Here is a 17,941-nt window from a genome sequence, read left to right on the forward strand (position 1 = left end):
CCCTCCGTTATCGATTCAGAAAAACTGCGGAGACAGGCGTCAGCGCTGGGTGGCCGACTCCGTTTCGGTTTCGGTTTCCGTCTCGGTCTTGAGGTTGGTCTTCTCATTCTCCTGGCCATTCACGCTCATGCGTTGCTGAGCACGAACCAGGCCACGGGTGGACGTCGACATGAACTGGGCGTTGGAATTGCTCACGGCACTGTCACTCATGTGATCAGCGGAGACGCCGCCCGCATTATTGCCCGAGTGATCCCCGGAATGGCCGCCGGAGTGGCCATTTGCCGCCAAGGCTGCTTGGGCAGTCGAGAGCGTCAACGCTACGCACAGCGACATCAGAGTAGTCTTGGTATTCATACAAACCTCCTTATTCGGAATGGCTGGCATTGTGTTGCCAGGGTCTTTTGTGACCCGGGCATGTCTTCAAGGTTCCCCTGCGCTGCCACCGCCTTGACGGCTGACGGCCCCTTGCGAAGCCGTCAGCGGCACCGGCTTAGACGCTCGGGGTCGCGTCGTTGCGGGTCTTGTAGAGCGAGAACAGCACCCCGGAGAGCAACAGCCCGAACGTCACCAGCAGCGACAAGCCGGTCGGAATCTTCACGCTGGTCAGCCCGATATCGTGCAGATAGACCAGCCCCACCTTGCTGCCGATGAAGACCAGCACCAGCGACAGCGCGTACTTCAGGTAGTGGAAGCGATGCACCATCGCCGCCAGCGCGAAGTACAGGGCACGCAGACCCAATACCGCGAAGATGTTCGAGGTATAGACGATGAACGGATCCTGGGTGATGGCGAAGATCGCCGGGATGCTGTCCACCGCAAACACCACGTCGGCCGACTCCACCATGATCAGCGCCAGCAGCAACGGCGTTGCCCACCAACCGCGCGCCAGGCCGTGACGTTCGCCACGCACCCAGAAATGCTGTTCGTGCAACGTCGGGGTCAGGCGCATGTGGCCCTTCAGCCAGCGATACATGCGGTTCTTTTCCAAGGACGGATGCTCGTCGTCGGCGAACAGCATCTTGACACCGGTGACCACCAGGAACAGACCGAAGATCACCAGCATCCACTGGAACTCGGCCACCAGCGCCGCGCCCAGGCCAATCATCACCGCGCGCAGCACGATCACGCCCAGGATGCCCCAGAACAGCACGCGGTGCTGGTAGATGCGCGGCACGGCGAGGCTGGTGAAGATCAGCGACATCACGAAGATGTTGTCCATCGACAGCGATTTCTCGATCACGTAGCCGGTGAAGTACTGCATGCCGGCATCCGCGCCCTTGTACCACCAGAGCCAGCCGCCGAAGGCCAGCCCCATGGCGATGTAGAAGGCCGACAGCTTCAGGCTCTCCTTCACGCCGATCTCGTGCTGGTCCTTGTGCAAGACACCCAGGTCGAAGACCAGCAGCGCCACTACCAGCGTCATGAACATCAGCCAGACCCACAGCGGGTAGCCGATGACAGAGATGAAAATCCAATCCATGAACATTCCTTGGTTGTTACGAGCGGGCCTGCAGCGCGCTCACGCGTTCTTCGATGCTGGGGTGGCTTGCGAACAGCGCCATCAGCCCTCCCTTGCCGCCGGCGATACCCGACGCGGCCATGCCTTGCGGCAGGCCACCGGCATCCATGCCACCCAGGCGATACAAGGCCGCGATCATCGGCTGGCGCGAGCCCATCAGCTGGGACGCACCGGCGTCGGCGCGGAATTCGCGCTGGCGCGAGAAGTACATGACGATGGCCGAGGCCAGGATGCCAAATACGATCTCGCAGGCGATCACGGTCACCATATAGCCGATGCCGGGGCCGGACGACGCTTCCTCCTCGTCGTTGCGGCGCAGGAAGCTGTCGACCAGGTAGCCCACCACACGCGCCAGGAAGAACACGAAAGTGTTCACCACGCCCTGGATTAGCGTCAGGGTGACCATGTCACCGTTCTTGATGTGGGCGATTTCGTGCGCCAGCACCGCCTCGACTTCCTCCTCCCTCATCGAGGCAAGCAGCCCGGTCGACACCGCCACCAGCGAGTTCGACTTGCTGGCGCCGGTGGCGAAGGCATTGGGCTCGCCCTCGTACACGGCCACTTCCGGCATCGGCAGGCCGGCACGTGTGGCCAGCTTCTGCACGGTATCCACCAGCCAGCGCTCGGTGGGGTGGGACGGATTGTCGATGACGCGGGCGCCGGTGCTCCACTTGGCGATGGTCTTCGACATCAGGAGCGAAATAAAGGAGCCGCCAAAGCCCATCAGCGCGGAGAACGCCAGCAGCATGCCGAGGTTCAGCCCGTTGGCGGTAAGAAAGCGGTTAACGCCCAGAAGCTGTGCCGCGACGCTGAGCACCAGCATCACGGCAAGGTTGGTCACAATGAGCAGCAGAACTCGTTTCATGATGGTTATCCGGGGGTTGTTGAATTGTGCTGACAGCATAGCCCCTGACATTCAAAGATAAAATCGAATAAAATAACATAAACACTACGGTTTATTCGAACAATTATGAAAGAAATCCTCAACTACAAGCACCTGCATTACTTCTGGGCCGTGGCGCGCGAGGGCGGAGTGAACCGGGCGGCGGAACGGCTCGGCATGAGCGCACAAACCGTCAGCGGCCAGGTTTCGAAGCTGGAACACGCCCTCGGCAAGGCTCTGTTCACCCAGCAGGGGCGCAACCTGGTGCTGACCGAGGCGGGGCGCGTGGCTCTGCAATTCGCCGATCAGATCTTCATGCTGGGAGAGTCGCTGCAAGAAACGCTGGAGGACGACACCTTGGGGTCGACGGTACGGCTCGCGGCCGGCATCACCGACGTGCTGCCCAAAACCGTGTCCTACCGCCTGCTGGAACCGGTGCTGGGCGGCGAGCAGCGGGTACGGCTGGTCTGTACCGAAGGGGCGTTCGACGAATTGCTCGCCGAACTGGCACTGCATCGGCTGGACGTGGTGCTGGCCGATCGACCGGTGCCCGCCGGTGGCCAGCAGCCCTTCGTGTCCACCCTGATGGCGCGCTGCCCGGTGATGATCTTCGGCACCGCCAAGCTGTGTAGCCAGTACCGCGAGGACTTCCCGCACAGCCTGTCACGCGCGCCGATGCTGCTGCCGACGCGCGACAACGTGCTGCGCAGCCAGCTCGAACAATGGTTCGAAGAGCAAAACATCAAGGTCGACATCGTCGGCGAATTCGAGGACGGCGCCTTGCTCAAGACCTTCGGCCGGCAGGGCGTCGGGCTGTTTCCTGCGCCGTCGTTCCAGGTCGACGACATCACGCGCCAGTTCGAGGTTGAGGTGGTGGGGGAAGTGACGGGTGTGTACGAGCATTACTACGCCATCGCCAATCGCCGCAAGCTGCAGCACAGCGCCGTCGAGACCCTGATGCGCTCGGCGACGGAACCACACGAACGCTAATCGCCGCCAACCGGTACACCGGCCAGTCCCCATGTGCGCGGTAGACGCTGCTCATCCTTCTTCCGGCGGGGGAACCGGGGCGAAGTAGCTGGCCGCCAAGACCAGCAGGGCCACGCCGATCAACGAACCGGTCCACAGCAAGGTGCCGGCGCCCGCCAGATCGACGAACAGGAGCTTGGCCCCCACGACCGCCAGCAACGCAAATCCCGCCTGCCAGAGGCGCCGCACGCCGATACCGGTCGCGCGGATCATGGCGGCGATGGCGGTCAGCGTCCACAGCAGGGTCAGCATCGCCTGCAACAAGGTGGAATGCCACAGGGTATCGGCCCGGAAGGGGATGCCACCCCAATGATGGGCGATGCGCGCAGCCAGGCAACTGATCCAGACAAACGCCAGAATGCCGACCCGGTTGGCCTGTGGCAACGGCGTATCTGGCCAGGGGTCTTCTTCGAAGCCGCGCAGCCAGCGATAAAGCGTCGCCAGCACGGCCAGTTGCACCAGGTCGAAGGGATTGAGGAGCGGCACGTAGGGCAGGCCGGAACCGCCGCCGTCATGCGCCCACCCAGCCCACAGCAGCCACGCCACCAGCCAGGCCGCTGGCAGCAGGGAGCCGAGGCCGCGATAGGTGAGCGGTGCGGCCGAGACCGGCGGCAAAGCACGGCGGGAACCCTCCACCGCCAGCCACAGCCCGCTCAGCGGCCCGAGCGCCATGGCCAGGACCGGCCAGAGAGTGGCACCGGGCGCCAGACGGAAGCCCAGCCAGGCCAGCTCGCCGGATATCAGCAGCATACCCAGCCAGAAGCCGCCCACGTGGCGCACGGACGGCCACAGCACCAAGCCATCCACCTGCTGCCTGGCCAGCAGCCAGTAATGCCCGGCCAGCGACAACGGCAAGGCCAGCACCATCAGGCCCGCCAGCATGTGCTGGCCGTGCAGCCAGGCCGACCCCGCCGCCAGCCACAGCACCGGCAGCAACAGCAACGAGAGATGGCGGAGCGCGTTCCAGGCCGAGCGCCGCCCCAGGACTTCCAGCGCGATCAGTGACAGGGCGATATAGGTCAGGGTCACTGGGGTACTTTGCACCATTGGCAAGTGGCGCTCGCTCTCGCTCCAGCCGGCGAGAACCCACCAGGCAAAGGCCCAGAGCAGCGCCGGTATCGCCACGCGCTCGTCGACGCCTCGCAGCAGACGGGCACTGGCAAAACCGGCCCCGGCCAGCAGGACCATGCCGAGGAAGATGTCGTTGATCACCGGCAGGCCCGTCTGCATCTGCGGCAATCCATACAGGAAATACGCCGCGGCGGCCACTTGCAGCCCGGCGCCGCAGATCATCGCCAGTTTCCGCCGCTGCACGACGCCGAACCACAATACCGCCACACCTTCCACCGCCCAGAACGCGGCGGTCACCTGGGCGCCAAACGCCAGCGGCGCCACCAGAGTGCCGAAGGCGATGCCCAGACCCAGCTGGCAGCGCTCCAGCACGCGCAGGGCTTCGTCGCGGCGGCGAAAGAGTAGCACCCACAGCGCCAGGTAATAGAGCGCGGCCGCCAGCGCGGCCCAGGCCAGCTCGTAGCGGTCGGCAGCCAGTTGCGACTGCAACGCGAAGCCGACCAGCGGCGTGCCGAAGACCAGCGTGCTGTCGCTCCATCCGGCCCAGCCCGGGGCGCGAAACAGCGCCATCAATACGGGCATGACCGAGTAGAGCCCCCAGAAGAACAGCAGGAACGCCTGGCTCACGCCATGATAGTCGGCGCGGTAATGCTCGACGGCCCAGGCCATGCCGACGCCGATCGTCATCAAAAAGCCGGTGACATTGAGCAGCCGCCAGTTCTTGAACCACGAGACGCCGACGATGAAGGTGTTGAGCAAAACGAAATAGGCAAACAGCGGGGTCGGATCGCTGCTGCCGGTGGCGGCCAGAACCGGCGCGGCAAAGGCGCCGGCCAGCCCGAACGCCGCCAGCACCACGCCATCCTGGGCCACCGCCAGCAGCACGCAGGCGACGCCCAGCAAGGCGAACAGCAGGAAGGCGGGCGTGGCCCCGAACAGGGCGTAGCGCACGTGCATGAAATAGACGATCAGGTAGAGGATGGCAAAACCGCCGCCCTGCAAGGCGATGCCGAAGTGGGTGCGCACGCCCTGGTGCACGCGGTTCCAGCCAAAGGCGACCATTGCGCCACCGGCGACGGTGCCCAGCAAGAGGCGCAACGGCACCGGTAGCAGCCCGTAATCGGCGGCCAGGCGCAAGGCCGAGGCGACGCCAAAAAACAGCAGCACGACACCGATCTTGGCAAGCAGGTTGCCGGCCAGCAGGCGCTGCCAGAACGGCATGGCCGTCGTTTCCGCCGTCGCCTCGGTTTCGGTGGGCACGGTGGCTGGCGTGCCAGCGGCGGGTTCGATCACCGGCAGCGGAGGCGTCGCCGCTTCTTCATCCGTGAGCGGTGGCGCGGTTTCTTCTACCGCCTCCAGCAGCGGGGTGGATGCCGGGGGAGGCCCGGCGTCGACGTCCTGGCCTTTCAGTGCCGCCAGCTCCTGCCGCATCTGCTCGGCCTCGCGCTGCAGCCAGAGCACTTGCGTTTCGAGCGCTCGCAGGCGTTGCTCGACACCGCTGCGGCTACCGAGCCGGGACAGGAAGACGAGTGCGGCAAGAAACAGCAGAAGCCCGAGCCATCCCATGGTTGCCTCCTAGCGGCGCTCGCCGCGCAATTGGCTAACCAGCGCTTGCAGGCGCTCCGGCGCGGCGTCTTGCGGCGCGACCGGCGGCGCCCCAACCAGAGCGATCTTCGAGAAGAAGCCCCGGCGGAACGGTGTTTTCATTGCCTGGCCGTCGATGCGGGAGAAGAAGCTTCCCCACAAGCCCTGCAGGGCCAGCGGAACCACCGGCACCGGGTTGGCCTCCAGAATACGGGTGATACCCGGACGGAAGGGGTAGAGATCGCCGGTATCGGTAATGCGGCCTTCCGGGAAGATGCCCACCAGGCCCCCGTCCGCCAGTGCTTGGGCGACCTCGGCAAAGGCCCGCTCCATCATGGCCGGATCTTCCTTGGCCGGTGCGATGGGGATGGCGCGCGAATGCCGGAAGATGTAGTTGAGCAGCGGCGTCTTGAAGATGCGGTGGTCCATGACGAAGCGGACCGGTCGCGGCGAGGCCCCCATGATGATCACCGGATCGATAAAACTGACATGGTTGCAGACCAGCAGCGCGGGGCCCTCGGCGGGGATGTGCTCCAGCCCCTTTTTCTCGAGCCGGTAGGCGGCGTGGATGAGCAGCCACGCCAGGAAGCGCAGCATGAACTCCGGCACCAGCCCGTAGATATAGATCGCCACCGCCGCATTACAGAGTGCCGCGATGCCGAACAGGGCAGGGATGGGCAGCCCGGCGCCCAGCAGGCCGGCGGCGGCCAGGGCGCCCGCCACCATAAACAGGGCATTGAGGATGTTGTTGGCGGCGATGATGCGTGCCCGGTGCTCTGGCGAGCTGCGCATTTGCACCAGGGCGTAGAGCGGCACGATGAAAAAGCCGCCGAACACTCCCAGCATCACGAGATCGAACAGCACCCGCCACGCCCACGGCTGGCTCAGCAGCGCCCCGATGCCGAGCGGTGCCGCGCCGGCGAACGCCGCAGGCGAAGCGAAGGCGAGATCGACCCCGAACAGGGTCAGGCCGACCGAGCCGAAAGGCACCAGACCAATCTCGATGCGTTTGCCGGACAGGCGTTCGCACAGCAGGGAACCCGCGCCGATGCCAATGGTGAAGGTGGCCAAGAGCAACGTGACCACCGACTCGTTGCCACCGAGCACATTCTTGGCGTAGGCCGGAAACTGCGCGAGGTAGAGCGCGCCGTACAGCCAGAACCACGAAATACCCAGGATGGACAGAAACACGGTGCGGCTCTGCCGGGCAAAGCCGATATTGCGCCAGGTTTCGGTCAAGGGGTTGGGGTTGACCTTCAGCTCGGGGCAGGGCGCCGGTGCCGTCGGGATACGCCAACTGGTGAGAAATCCCAGCAGCGCTACCAGCCATCCGCCGACGGCAATCCAGGCCGGATGCGCGACGGACCCGACCAGCAAGCCGCCGGCCAGGGTGCCGATCAGGATGGCGACAAAGGTGCCGGCCTCGACCAGCGCGTTGCCGCCGACCAGTTCGGTCTCGCCGAGATGTTGCGGCAGGATGGCGTATTTCACCGGGCCGAACAGCGTCGAGTGCAGGCCAAGGAGAAACAGCGCCGACAGCAACACCGCCAGGCTGTGCAGCCAGAACCCGGTGGCGGCCACCGCCATGATGACCATCTCCAGCACCTTGACCCACCGCGCCAGCCGCGCCTTGTCGTACTTGTCGGCCAGCTGTCCTGCAGTTGCCGAAAACAGGAAGAAGGGCAGAATGAAAATGCCAGCCGCCAGATTGGCCAGCACCTCGGCTTTGAGCGTGGACCACTGGCTGGTCTGGAAGGTCAGCAGCACGACCAGGGCGTTCTTGAACAGGTTGTCGTTGAAGGCCCCGAGAAACTGCGTGGCGAAGAAGGGCGCAAAACGACGCGCTTTGAGCAGACCGAACTGTGACGACATCAAGTGGCCTCGCGCAGGTAGGTGAGGACGGCAGACAGGCTCTCCTCGAGGAAAGCCTTGTTGATCCAGCAATACACTTCCTTGCCCTGCTTTTCGGACTGGAGCACGCCCGCTTCGCGCAGGATCTTGAGGTGGTGGGACACGGTCGGCCGCGACAAGGTGGACGCGTCGGCGATCTGACCGACGGTCAAACGGTCACCCGGTTCGAACAACAGCAGGATGCGTTGCCGGTGTTCGTCACCCAAGGCGACAAATACCTTGGACATGGCATGCCACTGGGGAGGGATTGCCTGGCTATAGTTTGACTTCATGTCGATAGATTTAGACATATCAACAGAAAGAGTCAAGAACGCAAACGCAGGCCAGCGCGGACCGGCCGTTTGCGGCGACGCATCCCGAGCCGGCGCCAGGCGCCGCTTGCTGGCCGTCAACTCAGCCGGCGCCGGGTTACTCCCAGGCGACGTTGGCCGAAAACAGGTAGCCCGCGCCGTAGATGGTCTTGATCAGGGCTGGGCTCGCCGGGGTTTGCTCCAGTTTCTGGCGCAGCCGTGACACCCTTACGTCGATGCTGCGGTCGAGCGGGTCGAGATCGGAGCGGCCGGCGAGCTGTTCTCGCGTCAGGATGCGGTTGGGTCGTTGCAGCAGCGCCGTCAGCAGCCGGGCCTCGGAAACGCTCAGCTCGACCGATTGGCCGGCCGGCGAGGTGAGCTGGTTGCAATCCAGATCGAAGCACCAGCCGACAAACCGCGCCCGGCGCTGCGCCGCGACCGGCTCCGCCTCGGCCTGCCGGGCGTAGCGGCGCAGGATGACGCGGATGCGCGCGATCAGCTCGCGCGGCTCGAACGGTTTCACGATGTAGTCGTCGGCGCCGGTCTCCAGCCCCACCACGCGGTCGGCCACGTGGCTGCGCCCGGTCAGGATCAGCACCGGGCAGTCGTGGGTCTTCCAGAGACGGCTGACCAGCTCCATGCCGTCGATGTCCGGCAGGCCCAGGTCGACCAGGCACAGGCTCGGCCGGATGGACCTGAGGGCGCCGAGCAGGTCCTGCCCGGTGGCAAAGTGGCGGGCGTCGAAGCCGTAGTCCTGCAGGGTGCGGCAGATCAGCCGGGAAATCTCCGGCTCGTCCTCGACGACGAAAATGAGTTCGTGGCGGGCCTCCGCCATCGCTTCGTTCGGCGTATTGACTGGGTTCATCATGGGCCTGGATGGATCGCCAAAGCGAGTTGTTCTTTGGAAAACGGCTTGTACAAGGGGTCGATACCGAGCTCGGCGGCCAGCCCGGCCGCGCTGTCCTGGGCATTGCCGCTGATTAGCACCACGTGCAGTCCGGGGCGCAGGCGGCGCGCCCGTTCGGCGAGCTGCCAGCCGCTGACGCCGCCCGGCATCACCACGTCGGAGATCACGCAGGCAATCTCCTCTACCTGTTCGATCATGGCGAGCGCTTCGACACCATTGTCGGCTTCCAGTACGGCATAGCCCAGATCGACCAGCTGCATGCGGATGATCTTGCGCACCTCCGCCTCATCCTCCACCAGCAGCACCAGTTCGCCGCTGGCGCTGCAGATCGCGGGGCAGGCCGGCGAGCGCTCGCTTGCCGGTGTCGGGCTGCCCGCCGGCAGGCAGAGGATCACAGCGGTGCCGGCGCCGAGGGCACTCTCGATGTGTACCATGCCGTGCGACTGCTCGACGAAACCATACACCATGCTGAGCCCCAGGCCACTGCCGCCGTCGAAGCGCTTGGTGGTGAAGAAGGGCTCGAAGGCGCGCGCCAAGGTGGCGCCGTCCATGCCGCAGCCGTTGTCGTGCACCGTGATCCGCACGTAGTCGCCCGGTGCAGCCTGGCGCTCGCCGCCGGTGGTTTCCCGGATTGTTTGCGGGGCGATCTCGATGCGCAGCTGCCCCCCCTCCGGCATGGCGTCGCGCGCGTTGAAGGCGAGGTTGAGCAGGGCGTTTTCCAGCTGGTGCGGATCGGCAAACGCATACAGCGCCTCTTCCGGCAGCTGGGTGGTGATAGTGATGGTGGACGGCAGCGAGCTGCGCAGCAGGCGGGTGAGATTGAGCACCAGCCGGCCCACTTCGATGCTCTGCGGCTCCAGCGGCTGCTGGCGCGAGAAGGTCAGGAGCTGGCGGATAACCTCGACCCCGCGCCGTGCCGCCTGGATCGCCGGGTCGACGTACTCCATCAGCGCGGTAGCGTGCGCGTGCTTTTCCTGCAGCGCCGCCAGGTTGCCCAGCACCACGGTGAGCAGGTTATTGAAATCGTGCGCCAGGCCGCCCGCCAGCTCGCCCACCGCCTCCATCTTCTGGGCGCGCAGCAGGGCGTTCTGCGCCAGCACCTGCTCGGTGACGTCGAGCGACAGCGAGAAGAAGCCCATCACCTGACCGTCGGCGCCGATCTCGGGCACCAGGGTGCTGCGGGCGTAGACGGTGCGGCCGTCGGCGCGCACCCGAGAATATTCGTAGCCGACCTGCTGCCCGGCTTGCGCCTTGCGCAGGTGGGGCAGCAGGGTCTGGAACAGTTCGTCGCCCATGACGGTTTCCACGGTCTGGCCGATCACCGTGTCCTTGGTGCGCCCGGTCCAGTCGGCGTAGCCCTTGTTGGCGAAGCGGTACACCAGGTGGCGGTCGATATAGGCGATGAAGGCCGGTACGGTGTCGGTGATCAGCCGCAGCCGCGCCTCGCTCAGGCGTAGGTCGGCGGCGACCAGGTCGAGGTTGGCCTTGGCCTTGCGCAGACCGGCGTTGGCGCCTTCCAGCTCGGCGGTGCGTTCGCGCACCCGCCGGTCGAGTTCGGCGTTCTCGTTCTCGATTAGCCGCTCGTAATTGCGTTGGGTGGTGATATCGGTGTAGATCGTGATGAAGCCCTTGCCAGGCAGCGGCACACCGTGGACCTTCAGGACTTGGCCGTCGGGCCGAACCCGCTCCAGGGTATGGGGAAGGAACTGGCGTGCCACCTCGACTCGCTCGGCAATCTGCTGCTCGATGTCGCCCGGGCCGTATTCGCCGCGTTCAGCGTTGTGGCGGATGAAGGCTTCGAACGGGGTGCCGATACGGGCGAGATCATCCGGAAAATCGAGCAGATCGAGAAAGGCCTGGTTCCACGCCACCAGACGCAGGTTTGCGTCGAACACGGTCAGGCCCTGATCGATCAGATCGAGCCCGGCGTACAGCAGCTCGTGGCGCTCCAGTGCGGCGCTGAATCCTTCTTCGTCGGCAACTGGCGTTGACTTCCCCGAATCCATGGCGATTTCATCCCATTCCAACAATGGCAGTAGGCTCATTGTGCCATGACCCGGGGCATGACAGCCCGGTAACCGACCCTCGTTACAATTCAGTACATTTCGCGAAAAGTTCATTAAACCTTCTCTTGCACCATAGGGTTAACGCCCGCCGAACACAGGCACGAGGCCGGCCCGGTCAGTCCGGACCCGCCAGGCGCCTTACAACATGTGCATTAGAGGAGGAGGTTGCAGTGAACTCTACCCATCCGTATGGCATTGGCCTCGACAAGGGATCGGCCAACTATGTCCCGCTGTCCCCGCTGACATTCCTGGAGCGCAGCGCCACGGTGTACCCGGAGCGCATCGCCTCGATCCACGGCGACTGGCGCATGACCTGGCGCGAGGTCTACCAGCGCTGCCGCCGCCTGGCCTCGGCGCTGCAGCGTCGCGGCATCGGCGCCGGCGATACCGTGGCGGTGATGCTGCCCAACATCCCGGCGATGTTCGAATGCCATTTCGGGGTGCCGATGTGCGGCGCGGTGCTCAACACGCTCAACACCCGCCTCGACGCCGAATCGATCGCCTTCATGCTGCGCCACGGCGAAGCCAAGGTATTGATCACCGACCGCGAATTCTGCGAGCCGGTCGCCAAGGCGCTGGCATTGCTGGACACCAAGCCGCTGGTGATCGACGTGGACGATCACCTGTTCACCGGCGGCGACTTGCTGGGCGAGACCGACTACGAAGCCTTGCTCCAGGAGGGCGACCCGGAATTCGCCTGGTCGCTGCCCAACGACGAGTGGGACGCCATCAGCCTCAACTACACCTCAGGCACCACCGGCAACCCCAAGGGCGTGGTCTATCACCACCGCGGCGCCTACCTCAACGCCGTGTGCAACCTGTTCGAATGGGGCGTGCCGCGCCACGCGGTGTACCTGTGGACCTTGCCGATGTTCCATTGCAACGGCTGGTGCTTCCCCTGGGCGATGGCGGCCAACGCCGGCACCAACGTGTTCCTGCGTCGCGTCGACCCGCGCCAGATCTTCGCCCAGATCAAGCAGCACCGCGTGACCCATTACTGCGCGGCGCCGATCGTGCACAACATGATGATCAACGTGGCCGACGAGTGCGGCCAGGGCATCGAGCATGAGGTGAGCTGCCTCGTTGCCGGTGCAGCGCCGCCGGCCGCGGTGATCGAAGGCATGCAGCGCCTGGGCTTCAACATCACTCACGTCTACGGCCTCACCGAAACCTATGGCCCGGCGGGGGTCTGCGCCAAGCAGCCGGAGTGGGAAGCGCTGAGCCTGGCGGAGCGTACCGAGCGCAACGGCCGCCAGGGGGTGCGCTATGCGATGCAGGAAGGCATGACGGTGATGAACCCGGAAACCATGCAGCAGGTGCCGGCCGACGGCGAAACCATGGGCGAGATCATGTTCCGCGGCAACTTGGTGATGAAGGGTTACCTGAAGAACCAGGACGCCAGCGCCGAAGCCTTTGCCGGCGGCTGGTTCCACACCGGCGACCTCGCTGTGCTGCAGCCGGACGGCTACGTCAAGATCAAGGACCGCTCCAAAGACATCATCATTTCGGGTGGCGAGAACATTTCCTCGCTCGAGGTGGAAGACGTGCTGTATCGCCACCCAGCTGTGATGAGCGCCGCCGTGGTGGCCAAGCCGGACACCAAGTGGGGCGAGGTGACCTGCGCCTTCGTCGAGCTGAAGGACGGCGCCGTCGCCACCGAGCGCGAGATCATCGACTACTGCCGCGCCCATTTGGCGCACTTCAAGGCCCCCAAGCAGGTGGTATTCGGGCCGATCCCGAAAACGTCCACCGGCAAGATCCAGAAATTCCTGCTGCGTCAGGAAATGAAATCGTCCTCGGCCATCGAATGACGGCCCACCCTGCGGAGTGAGGAAATGAAGATAGTGGTACCCGTGAAGCGGGTCATCGACGCCAACGTCAAGGTCCGCCTCAAGAGCGACGGCAGCGCCGTCGACAGCGACAACGTGAAGATGTCGATGAACCCCTTCGACGAAATTGCGGTGGAGGAGGCGATCCGTCTGAAAGAGGCTGGCGTGGCCGGCGAGATCGTCGCGGTCTCGATCGGTTCCGATGCCTGCCAGGACGTGCTGCGCTCGGCGCTGGCGATGGGCGCCGACCGCGCCCTGCTGATCCGCACCGAGGCGGTGCTGGAGCCGCTGGCGGTGGCCAAGCTGCTGCGCGAGGTGGTGGCACGCGAACAGCCGCAGCTGGTGATTTGCGGCAAGCAGTCAACCGACGGCGACGCCAACCAGGCCGGACAGATGCTGGCGGGCCTCTTGGGCTGGCCGCAGGCGACCTTCGCCTCCAAGCTCGACATTGGTGCCGACGGCGCCACGGTGACGCGGGAAATCGACGGCGGGCTGGAAATCATCGCCGTCACGCTGCCGGCGGTGGTCACCACCGACCTGCGCCTCAACAGCCCGCGCTACACCACGCTGCCCAACATCATGAAAGCCAAGAAAAAGCCGCTCGACGTCATCGCGCTGGACGAATTCGGCGTCGACACCCGGCCGCGCCTGACCACGCTGGGCCTGGCCGAGCCAGCCGCACGCAGCGCCGGAGTGAGGGTGGCCGACGTGGCCGAGCTGTTGGCGAAATTGAAGAACGAGGCAAAGGTGATCTGAATGACGGCCCTGATTATCGCTGAACACGACAACGACTCGCTCAAGAGCGCGACCGCCAATACCATTGCCGCGGCCCGCCGGCTCGGTGTCGAGATCCACGTGCTGGTGGCCGGCAGCGCCTGTTCCGCCGCCGCCGAACAGGCTGCCCGGCTGCGCGGCGTCGGTAAGGTGCTGATGGCGGATGCGCGGCACTACGAGGGCGGATTGGCTGAAAACCTGGCGGCGCTGATTGTCTCCCGCGCCCAGGCGTACAGCCACGTGCTGGCCCCGGCGACCACCTTCGGCAAGAACGTGCTGCCGCGCGTGGCGGCACAGCTCGACGTCGGACAGGTGTCGGACATCGTCGAAGTACTGGCGCCGGATACCTTCGTGCGGCCGATTCATGCCGGCAACGTGCTCGCGAAGGTGCGCTCCGACGACCCGATCAAGGTGATCACGGTCCGCGCCACGGCATTCGAGGCTACCGGCCAAGAGGGAACCGCACCGATCGAAACCATCGCTCCCGGCCCCGACCTGGGGATGTCGCGCCTCTTGGCGCGGGAGCTGACCCATTCTTCCCGCCCGGAACTCACCGAAGCCAAGATCGTGGTATCCGGCGGTCGCGGCCTGCAAAGCGGTGAGAACTTCAAGCTCTTGGAAGCGCTGGCCGACCGCTTGGGTGCCGCGATCGGCGCTTCTCGCGCCGCGGTCGATTCGGGCTTCGTGCCCAACGACTACCAAGTGGGGCAGACCGGCAAGATCGTCGCCCCGCAGCTCTACATCGCGGTCGGCATTTCCGGCGCCATCCAGCATCTGGCCGGCATGAAGGGCTCCAGGGTGATCGTGGCGATCAACAAGGACCCGGAGGCGCCGATTTTCCAGGTCGCCGATTACGGCCTGACCGCCGACCTTTTCCAGGCCGTGCCGGAGTTGATTTCCGCACTCGGCCAGTGACCGTTCACAGCCTGACCACGCACGCAGACCCGCCGGAGCACGGCATTGCCCGATGCCTTTGGCCAACGTGCGGGCACAGGTTCGCAGGAGGATAGAGAAATGAGTCAGTACGTTGCCCCGGTACGGGACATGTTGTTCGTAATGCAGGAACTGGCTGGCTTGGCCGAAGTGAGTGCGTTGCCGGGCTGGGAAGACGCCGGCGCCGAACTGGCCGAGGCCGTTCTGGAAGAGGCCGGCCGCTTCGCTGGCGAAGTGATCGCGCCGCTCAACGTAGTCGGCGACCGCGAAGGCAGCCGTCTCGTCGACGGCAAGGTGGCGGTGCCGACCGGCTTTGCCGAGGCCTACCACCAGTTCGTCGAGGCAGGCTGGGGCGGCATCTCGTCGCCCGAGGCCTTCGGCGGGCAGAGCTTGCCGCAGCTCTTAGCCAAGCCGGTGACCGAGATGTGGAAATCGGCCTGCCTGGCATTTTCGCTGTGCCCGATGCTGACGCAGGGGGCGCTCGAGGCCCTGCTGCACCATGGCACCCCGGAACAGCAGAACGCCTACCTCGCCAAACTGGTATCGGGCGAATGGACCGGCACCATGAACCTGACCGAGCCGCAAGCTGGCTCAGACCTCTCGGCGGTGCGTAGCCGAGCCATGCCGGAAGACGATCATTACCGTATCTTCGGCAGCAAGATCTTCATTACCTGGGGCGAGCACGATGTCACCGAGAATATCGTGCATCTGGTGCTGGCGCGTCTGCCGGACGCACCGGCCGGGGTGAAGGGCATCTCGCTGTTCGTGGTGCCCAAGTACCTGCTCAATGCGGACGGCACGCCGGGTACGCGCAACGACGTGCAGTGCGTATCGCTGGAGCACAAGCTCGGCATCCATGGCAGCCCGACCGCCGTGCTTGCCTTCGGCGAGAGCGCCGGCGCCATCGGCTACCTGGTCGGTGAGCCCAACCGCGGCCTGGAATACATGTTCACCATGATGAATCACGCGCGGCTGGCGGTGGGCCTGGAGGGTGTGGCGATTTCCGAACGCGCCTACCAGCAGGCGCGCGACTACGCCCGCGAGCGGGTGCAGGGCAGGGCGCTGGGCCACGAGTCGGCCGGCCCGATCATCCGCCACCCCGACGTGCGGCGCATGCTGATGACCATGAAATCACAGGCCGAGGCGATGCGGGCGCTGGCCTACGTCACCGCGGCCTACATGGACCTGGCCGCGCGCCATACCGACCCGGCGGAGCGCGCACGCTACCAGTCGCGCGTCGAACTGCTCACCCCGGTGGTGAAGGGCTGGTGCACCGAGACCGCACAGGAAGTCGCCTCGCTCGGCGTGCAGGTGCACGGCGGCATGGGCTTCATCGAGGAAACCGGTGCGGCCCAGCACCTGCGCGACGCCCGCATCACCACCATTTACGAAGGCACTACCGGCATCCAGGCCAACGACCTGCTCGGCCGCAAGACCCTGCGCGAGCAGGGCCGCACGCTGCTGGCGCTGATCGAGGAGATGCGCGCCGATACCGCGCGCGTCGGCGCCCTCGACGGCGAGGCATTCCGCCAGCTGGCTGCGGCGCAAAACGTGGCGATCAAGGAACTGGAAGGGGCCACCCGCCACCTGATTGACGCCGCCTCCGTCGACCCGCAACTGGCCTTCGCCGGCGCCGTGCCCTACCTGATGCTGCTAGGCACCGTGTGCGGCGGCTGGCAGATGGTGCGCGCCGCGGCGGCCGCCCAGGCGCATCTCGCCGCAGGCGAATCGGCGGCGTTCTATCGCGCCAAGATCGACACCGCGCTGTTCTACGCCGACCACATCCTGCCGCGCGCCATGACGCACGCCCATGTGGTGCGGCACGGTGCCCGCGCCACGCTGGCGCTCGACGAGTCCGCGTTCTGAGGAGGGGAGGATGACCGCGCGCGAAAGCATGGAATACGACGTGGTGATCGTCGGCGGCGGCCCTTCGGGGCTCTCCGCGGCGATTCGCCTCAAGCAGCTGGCGGCCGAGAAGGGCCAGGACATCAGCGTCTGTCTGCTGGAGAAGGGCTCCGAGATCGGCGCCCACATCCTCTCCGGCGCGGTGCTTGAACCACGCACGCTGAACGAACTGATCCCCGACTGGAAAGACAAGGGCGCGCCGCTCAACACCCCCGCCCAGAAGGACCAGTTCCTGCTGCTGACCGAGACCGAGTCGATCCAGTTGCCGACCCCGCCGCAGATGCACAACGAGGGCAACTACATCATCAGTCTGGGCAACTTCTGCCGCTGGCTCGGCCAGCAGGCCGAGGAGCTGGGGGTCGAGATCTATCCCGGCTTCGCCGCCGCCGAAGTGCTCTACCACGCCGACGGCTCGGTCAAGGGCGTGGCCACCGGCAACGTCGGCACCGGCAAGAACGGTGACGAAGAGGGCGAGCCGGGCATCGAGCTGTGGGCCAGGCAGACCGTGTTCGCCGAAGGCTGCCGCGGCTCGCTCACCAAGACGCTGTTCGAGCGCTTTGGTTTGCGCACGGAATCCGACCCGCAGACCTACGGCATCGGCATCAAGGAACTGTGGGAGGTGAAACCGGAGCTGCACGAACCGGGCAAGATCACCCACACCGCCGGCTGGCCGATGGATACCGCCACCTACGGCGGCTCCTTCCTCTACCACCTGGAAAATAACCAGGTGGTGGTCGGCTTCGTGGTGGGGCTGGACTACCAGAACCCCTACCTGTCGCCCTACGAGGAATTCCAGCGCTTCAAGACCCACCCGGCGATCCGTGGGGTGTTCGAAGGCGGGCGGCGCCTGTCCTACGGCGCGCGCGCCATCTCCGAAGGCGGGCTGCAGAGCATTCCCAAGCTCACTTTCCCGGGCGGCGTGCTGATCGGCGACACCGCCGGCTTCCTAAACGTGCCCAAGATCAAGGGCACCCACACCGCGATGAAGTCCGCCATGCTCGCGGCCGAGGCGATCGTCGAGGCGCTGGCCACGGCCCAGGAAGGCCAAGCGGTCGAGGCCAGCGCGTACACCGCCAGGTTCAAGCAGAGCTGGCTCTACGACGAACTCTACCGCGTGCGCAACATCCGCCCGGCGTTCCGCTGGGGGCTGTGGCCGGCGATGCTCTACTCGGCGCTGGACACCTACCTGTTCCGCGGCAAGGCACCGTGGACGCTGCACCACAAGCACGCCGACCACGAG

Annotated in this window: 14 protein-coding genes; 6 read left to right on the forward strand and 8 right to left on the reverse strand. The window is 65.5% G+C overall.

Translation table 11 applies throughout. The features are described from left to right. Positions 1-39: 39 nt before the first annotated feature. The 3 genes from FURADRAFT_RS11030 to htpX form a co-directional block, all read right to left on the reverse strand. Positions 40-354: a hypothetical protein gene (locus tag FURADRAFT_RS11030; RefSeq protein WP_008954236.1), complete on the reverse strand. Its 315-nt coding sequence runs from the start codon at positions 352-354 to the stop codon at positions 40-42. Between the two features lie 136 nt (positions 355-490). Continuing rightward, positions 491-1,480 carry a TerC family protein gene (locus FURADRAFT_RS11035; RefSeq protein ID WP_008954237.1) on the reverse strand — a complete coding sequence of 330 codons (990 nt, stop codon included), beginning with the start codon at positions 1,478-1,480 and terminating at the stop codon, positions 491-493. A 16-nt stretch (positions 1,481-1,496) separates the two neighbouring features. Next, on the reverse strand, positions 1,497-2,384 hold the full coding sequence (gene htpX, locus FURADRAFT_RS11040) for a protease HtpX (protein WP_008954238.1): 888 nt from the start codon (positions 2,382-2,384) through the stop codon (positions 1,497-1,499). A gap of 105 nt (positions 2,385-2,489) precedes the next feature. Between htpX and nhaR the strand changes: the two genes are divergently transcribed. After that, on the forward strand, positions 2,490-3,392 hold the full coding sequence (nhaR, locus tag FURADRAFT_RS11045) for a transcriptional activator NhaR (RefSeq protein ID WP_008954239.1): 903 nt from the start codon (positions 2,490-2,492) through the stop codon (positions 3,390-3,392). 51 nt (positions 3,393-3,443) lie between these two features. On the opposite strand, the gene FURADRAFT_RS11050 is transcribed toward nhaR, so the two are convergent. The 5 genes from FURADRAFT_RS11050 to FURADRAFT_RS11070 all read right to left on the reverse strand — a co-directional run bounded on the left by FURADRAFT_RS11050 (position 3,444) and on the right by FURADRAFT_RS11070 (position 11,200). Beyond that, positions 3,444-6,068 (reverse strand): DUF2339 domain-containing protein, encoded by a 2,625-nt coding sequence (locus FURADRAFT_RS11050; protein WP_008954240.1) that lies wholly within the window; start codon positions 6,066-6,068, stop codon positions 3,444-3,446. A 9-nt stretch (positions 6,069-6,077) separates the two neighbouring features. Further along, entirely contained in the window at positions 6,078-7,958 is a 1,881-nt protein-coding gene (locus FURADRAFT_RS11055; protein WP_008954241.1) for an MFS transporter, read from the reverse strand. Beyond that, the gene (locus FURADRAFT_RS11060) at positions 7,958-8,224 is read right to left on the reverse strand and encodes an ArsR/SmtB family transcription factor (RefSeq protein ID WP_232503446.1); all 267 of its coding nucleotides are present in this window, start codon (positions 8,222-8,224) and stop codon (positions 7,958-7,960) included. The genes FURADRAFT_RS11055 and FURADRAFT_RS11060 overlap by 1 nt, the downstream gene beginning before the upstream one ends. 181 nt (positions 8,225-8,405) lie before the next feature. Continuing rightward, positions 8,406-9,155, reverse strand: coding sequence for a response regulator transcription factor (locus tag FURADRAFT_RS11065; RefSeq protein ID WP_081455952.1), 750 nt, complete (start codon positions 9,153-9,155; stop codon positions 8,406-8,408). Continuing rightward, positions 9,152-11,200 (reverse strand): PAS-domain containing protein, encoded by a 2,049-nt coding sequence (locus FURADRAFT_RS11070; protein ID WP_040652744.1) that lies wholly within the window; start codon positions 11,198-11,200, stop codon positions 9,152-9,154. The genes FURADRAFT_RS11065 and FURADRAFT_RS11070 overlap by 4 nt, the downstream gene beginning before the upstream one ends. Before the next feature lie 230 nt (positions 11,201-11,430). Between FURADRAFT_RS11070 and FURADRAFT_RS11075 the strand changes: the two genes are divergently transcribed. From FURADRAFT_RS11075 to FURADRAFT_RS11095, 5 genes are all read left to right on the forward strand, one after another. Beyond that, positions 11,431-13,071 carry an acyl-CoA synthetase gene (locus FURADRAFT_RS11075; protein ID WP_008954245.1) on the forward strand — a complete coding sequence of 547 codons (1,641 nt, stop codon included), beginning with the start codon at positions 11,431-11,433 and terminating at the stop codon, positions 13,069-13,071. Positions 13,072-13,095: 24 nt separating this feature from the next. Then, on the forward strand, positions 13,096-13,845 hold the full coding sequence (locus FURADRAFT_RS11080; protein ID WP_008954246.1) for an electron transfer flavoprotein subunit beta/FixA family protein: 750 nt from the start codon (positions 13,096-13,098) through the stop codon (positions 13,843-13,845). After that, positions 13,846-14,778 (forward strand): electron transfer flavoprotein subunit alpha/FixB family protein, encoded by a 933-nt coding sequence (locus FURADRAFT_RS11085; RefSeq protein ID WP_008954247.1) that lies wholly within the window; start codon positions 13,846-13,848, stop codon positions 14,776-14,778. It begins immediately after the preceding gene. A gap of 99 nt (positions 14,779-14,877) precedes the next feature. Continuing rightward, positions 14,878-16,662 (forward strand): acyl-CoA dehydrogenase, encoded by a 1,785-nt coding sequence (locus FURADRAFT_RS11090; protein ID WP_008954248.1) that lies wholly within the window; start codon positions 14,878-14,880, stop codon positions 16,660-16,662. A gap of 10 nt (positions 16,663-16,672) precedes the next feature. Next, a partial coding sequence (locus FURADRAFT_RS11095; protein ID WP_008954249.1) for an NAD(P)/FAD-dependent oxidoreductase occupies positions 16,673-17,941 on the forward strand: 1,269 nt, incomplete at its 3' end.

Origin of the sequence: Pseudogulbenkiania ferrooxidans 2002 (assembly GCF_000174355.1) — a bacterium.
GTDB lineage: Bacteria > Pseudomonadota > Gammaproteobacteria > Burkholderiales > Chromobacteriaceae > Pseudogulbenkiania > Pseudogulbenkiania ferrooxidans.

What these genes read in the sequence shown, in the direction of transcription:
- FURADRAFT_RS11070 (WP_040652744.1), bottom strand. Translation starts at nt 11,200, where the DNA reads ATGGATTCGGGGAAGTCAACGCCAGTTGCCGACGAAGAAGGATTCAGC.
- FURADRAFT_RS11055 (WP_008954241.1), bottom strand. Translation starts at nt 7,958, where the DNA reads ATGTCGTCACAGTTCGGTCTGCTCAAAGCGCGTCGTTTTGCGCCCTTC.
- FURADRAFT_RS11085 (WP_008954247.1), top strand. Translation starts at nt 13,846, where the DNA reads ATGACGGCCCTGATTATCGCTGAACACGACAACGACTCGCTCAAGAGC.
- nhaR (WP_008954239.1), top strand. Translation starts at nt 2,490, where the DNA reads ATGAAAGAAATCCTCAACTACAAGCACCTGCATTACTTCTGGGCCGTG.
- FURADRAFT_RS11030 (WP_008954236.1), bottom strand. Translation starts at nt 354, where the DNA reads ATGAATACCAAGACTACTCTGATGTCGCTGTGCGTAGCGTTGACGCTC.
- FURADRAFT_RS11080 (WP_008954246.1), top strand. Translation starts at nt 13,096, where the DNA reads ATGAAGATAGTGGTACCCGTGAAGCGGGTCATCGACGCCAACGTCAAG.
- FURADRAFT_RS11060 (WP_232503446.1), bottom strand. Translation starts at nt 8,224, where the DNA reads ATGTCCAAGGTATTTGTCGCCTTGGGTGACGAACACCGGCAACGCATC.
- htpX (WP_008954238.1), bottom strand. Translation starts at nt 2,384, where the DNA reads ATGAAACGAGTTCTGCTGCTCATTGTGACCAACCTTGCCGTGATGCTG.
- FURADRAFT_RS11035 (WP_008954237.1), bottom strand. Translation starts at nt 1,480, where the DNA reads ATGGATTGGATTTTCATCTCTGTCATCGGCTACCCGCTGTGGGTCTGG.
- FURADRAFT_RS11050 (WP_008954240.1), bottom strand. Translation starts at nt 6,068, where the DNA reads ATGGGATGGCTCGGGCTTCTGCTGTTTCTTGCCGCACTCGTCTTCCTG.
- FURADRAFT_RS11065 (WP_081455952.1), bottom strand. Translation starts at nt 9,155, where the DNA reads ATGATGAACCCAGTCAATACGCCGAACGAAGCGATGGCGGAGGCCCGC.
- FURADRAFT_RS11090 (WP_008954248.1), top strand. Translation starts at nt 14,878, where the DNA reads ATGAGTCAGTACGTTGCCCCGGTACGGGACATGTTGTTCGTAATGCAG.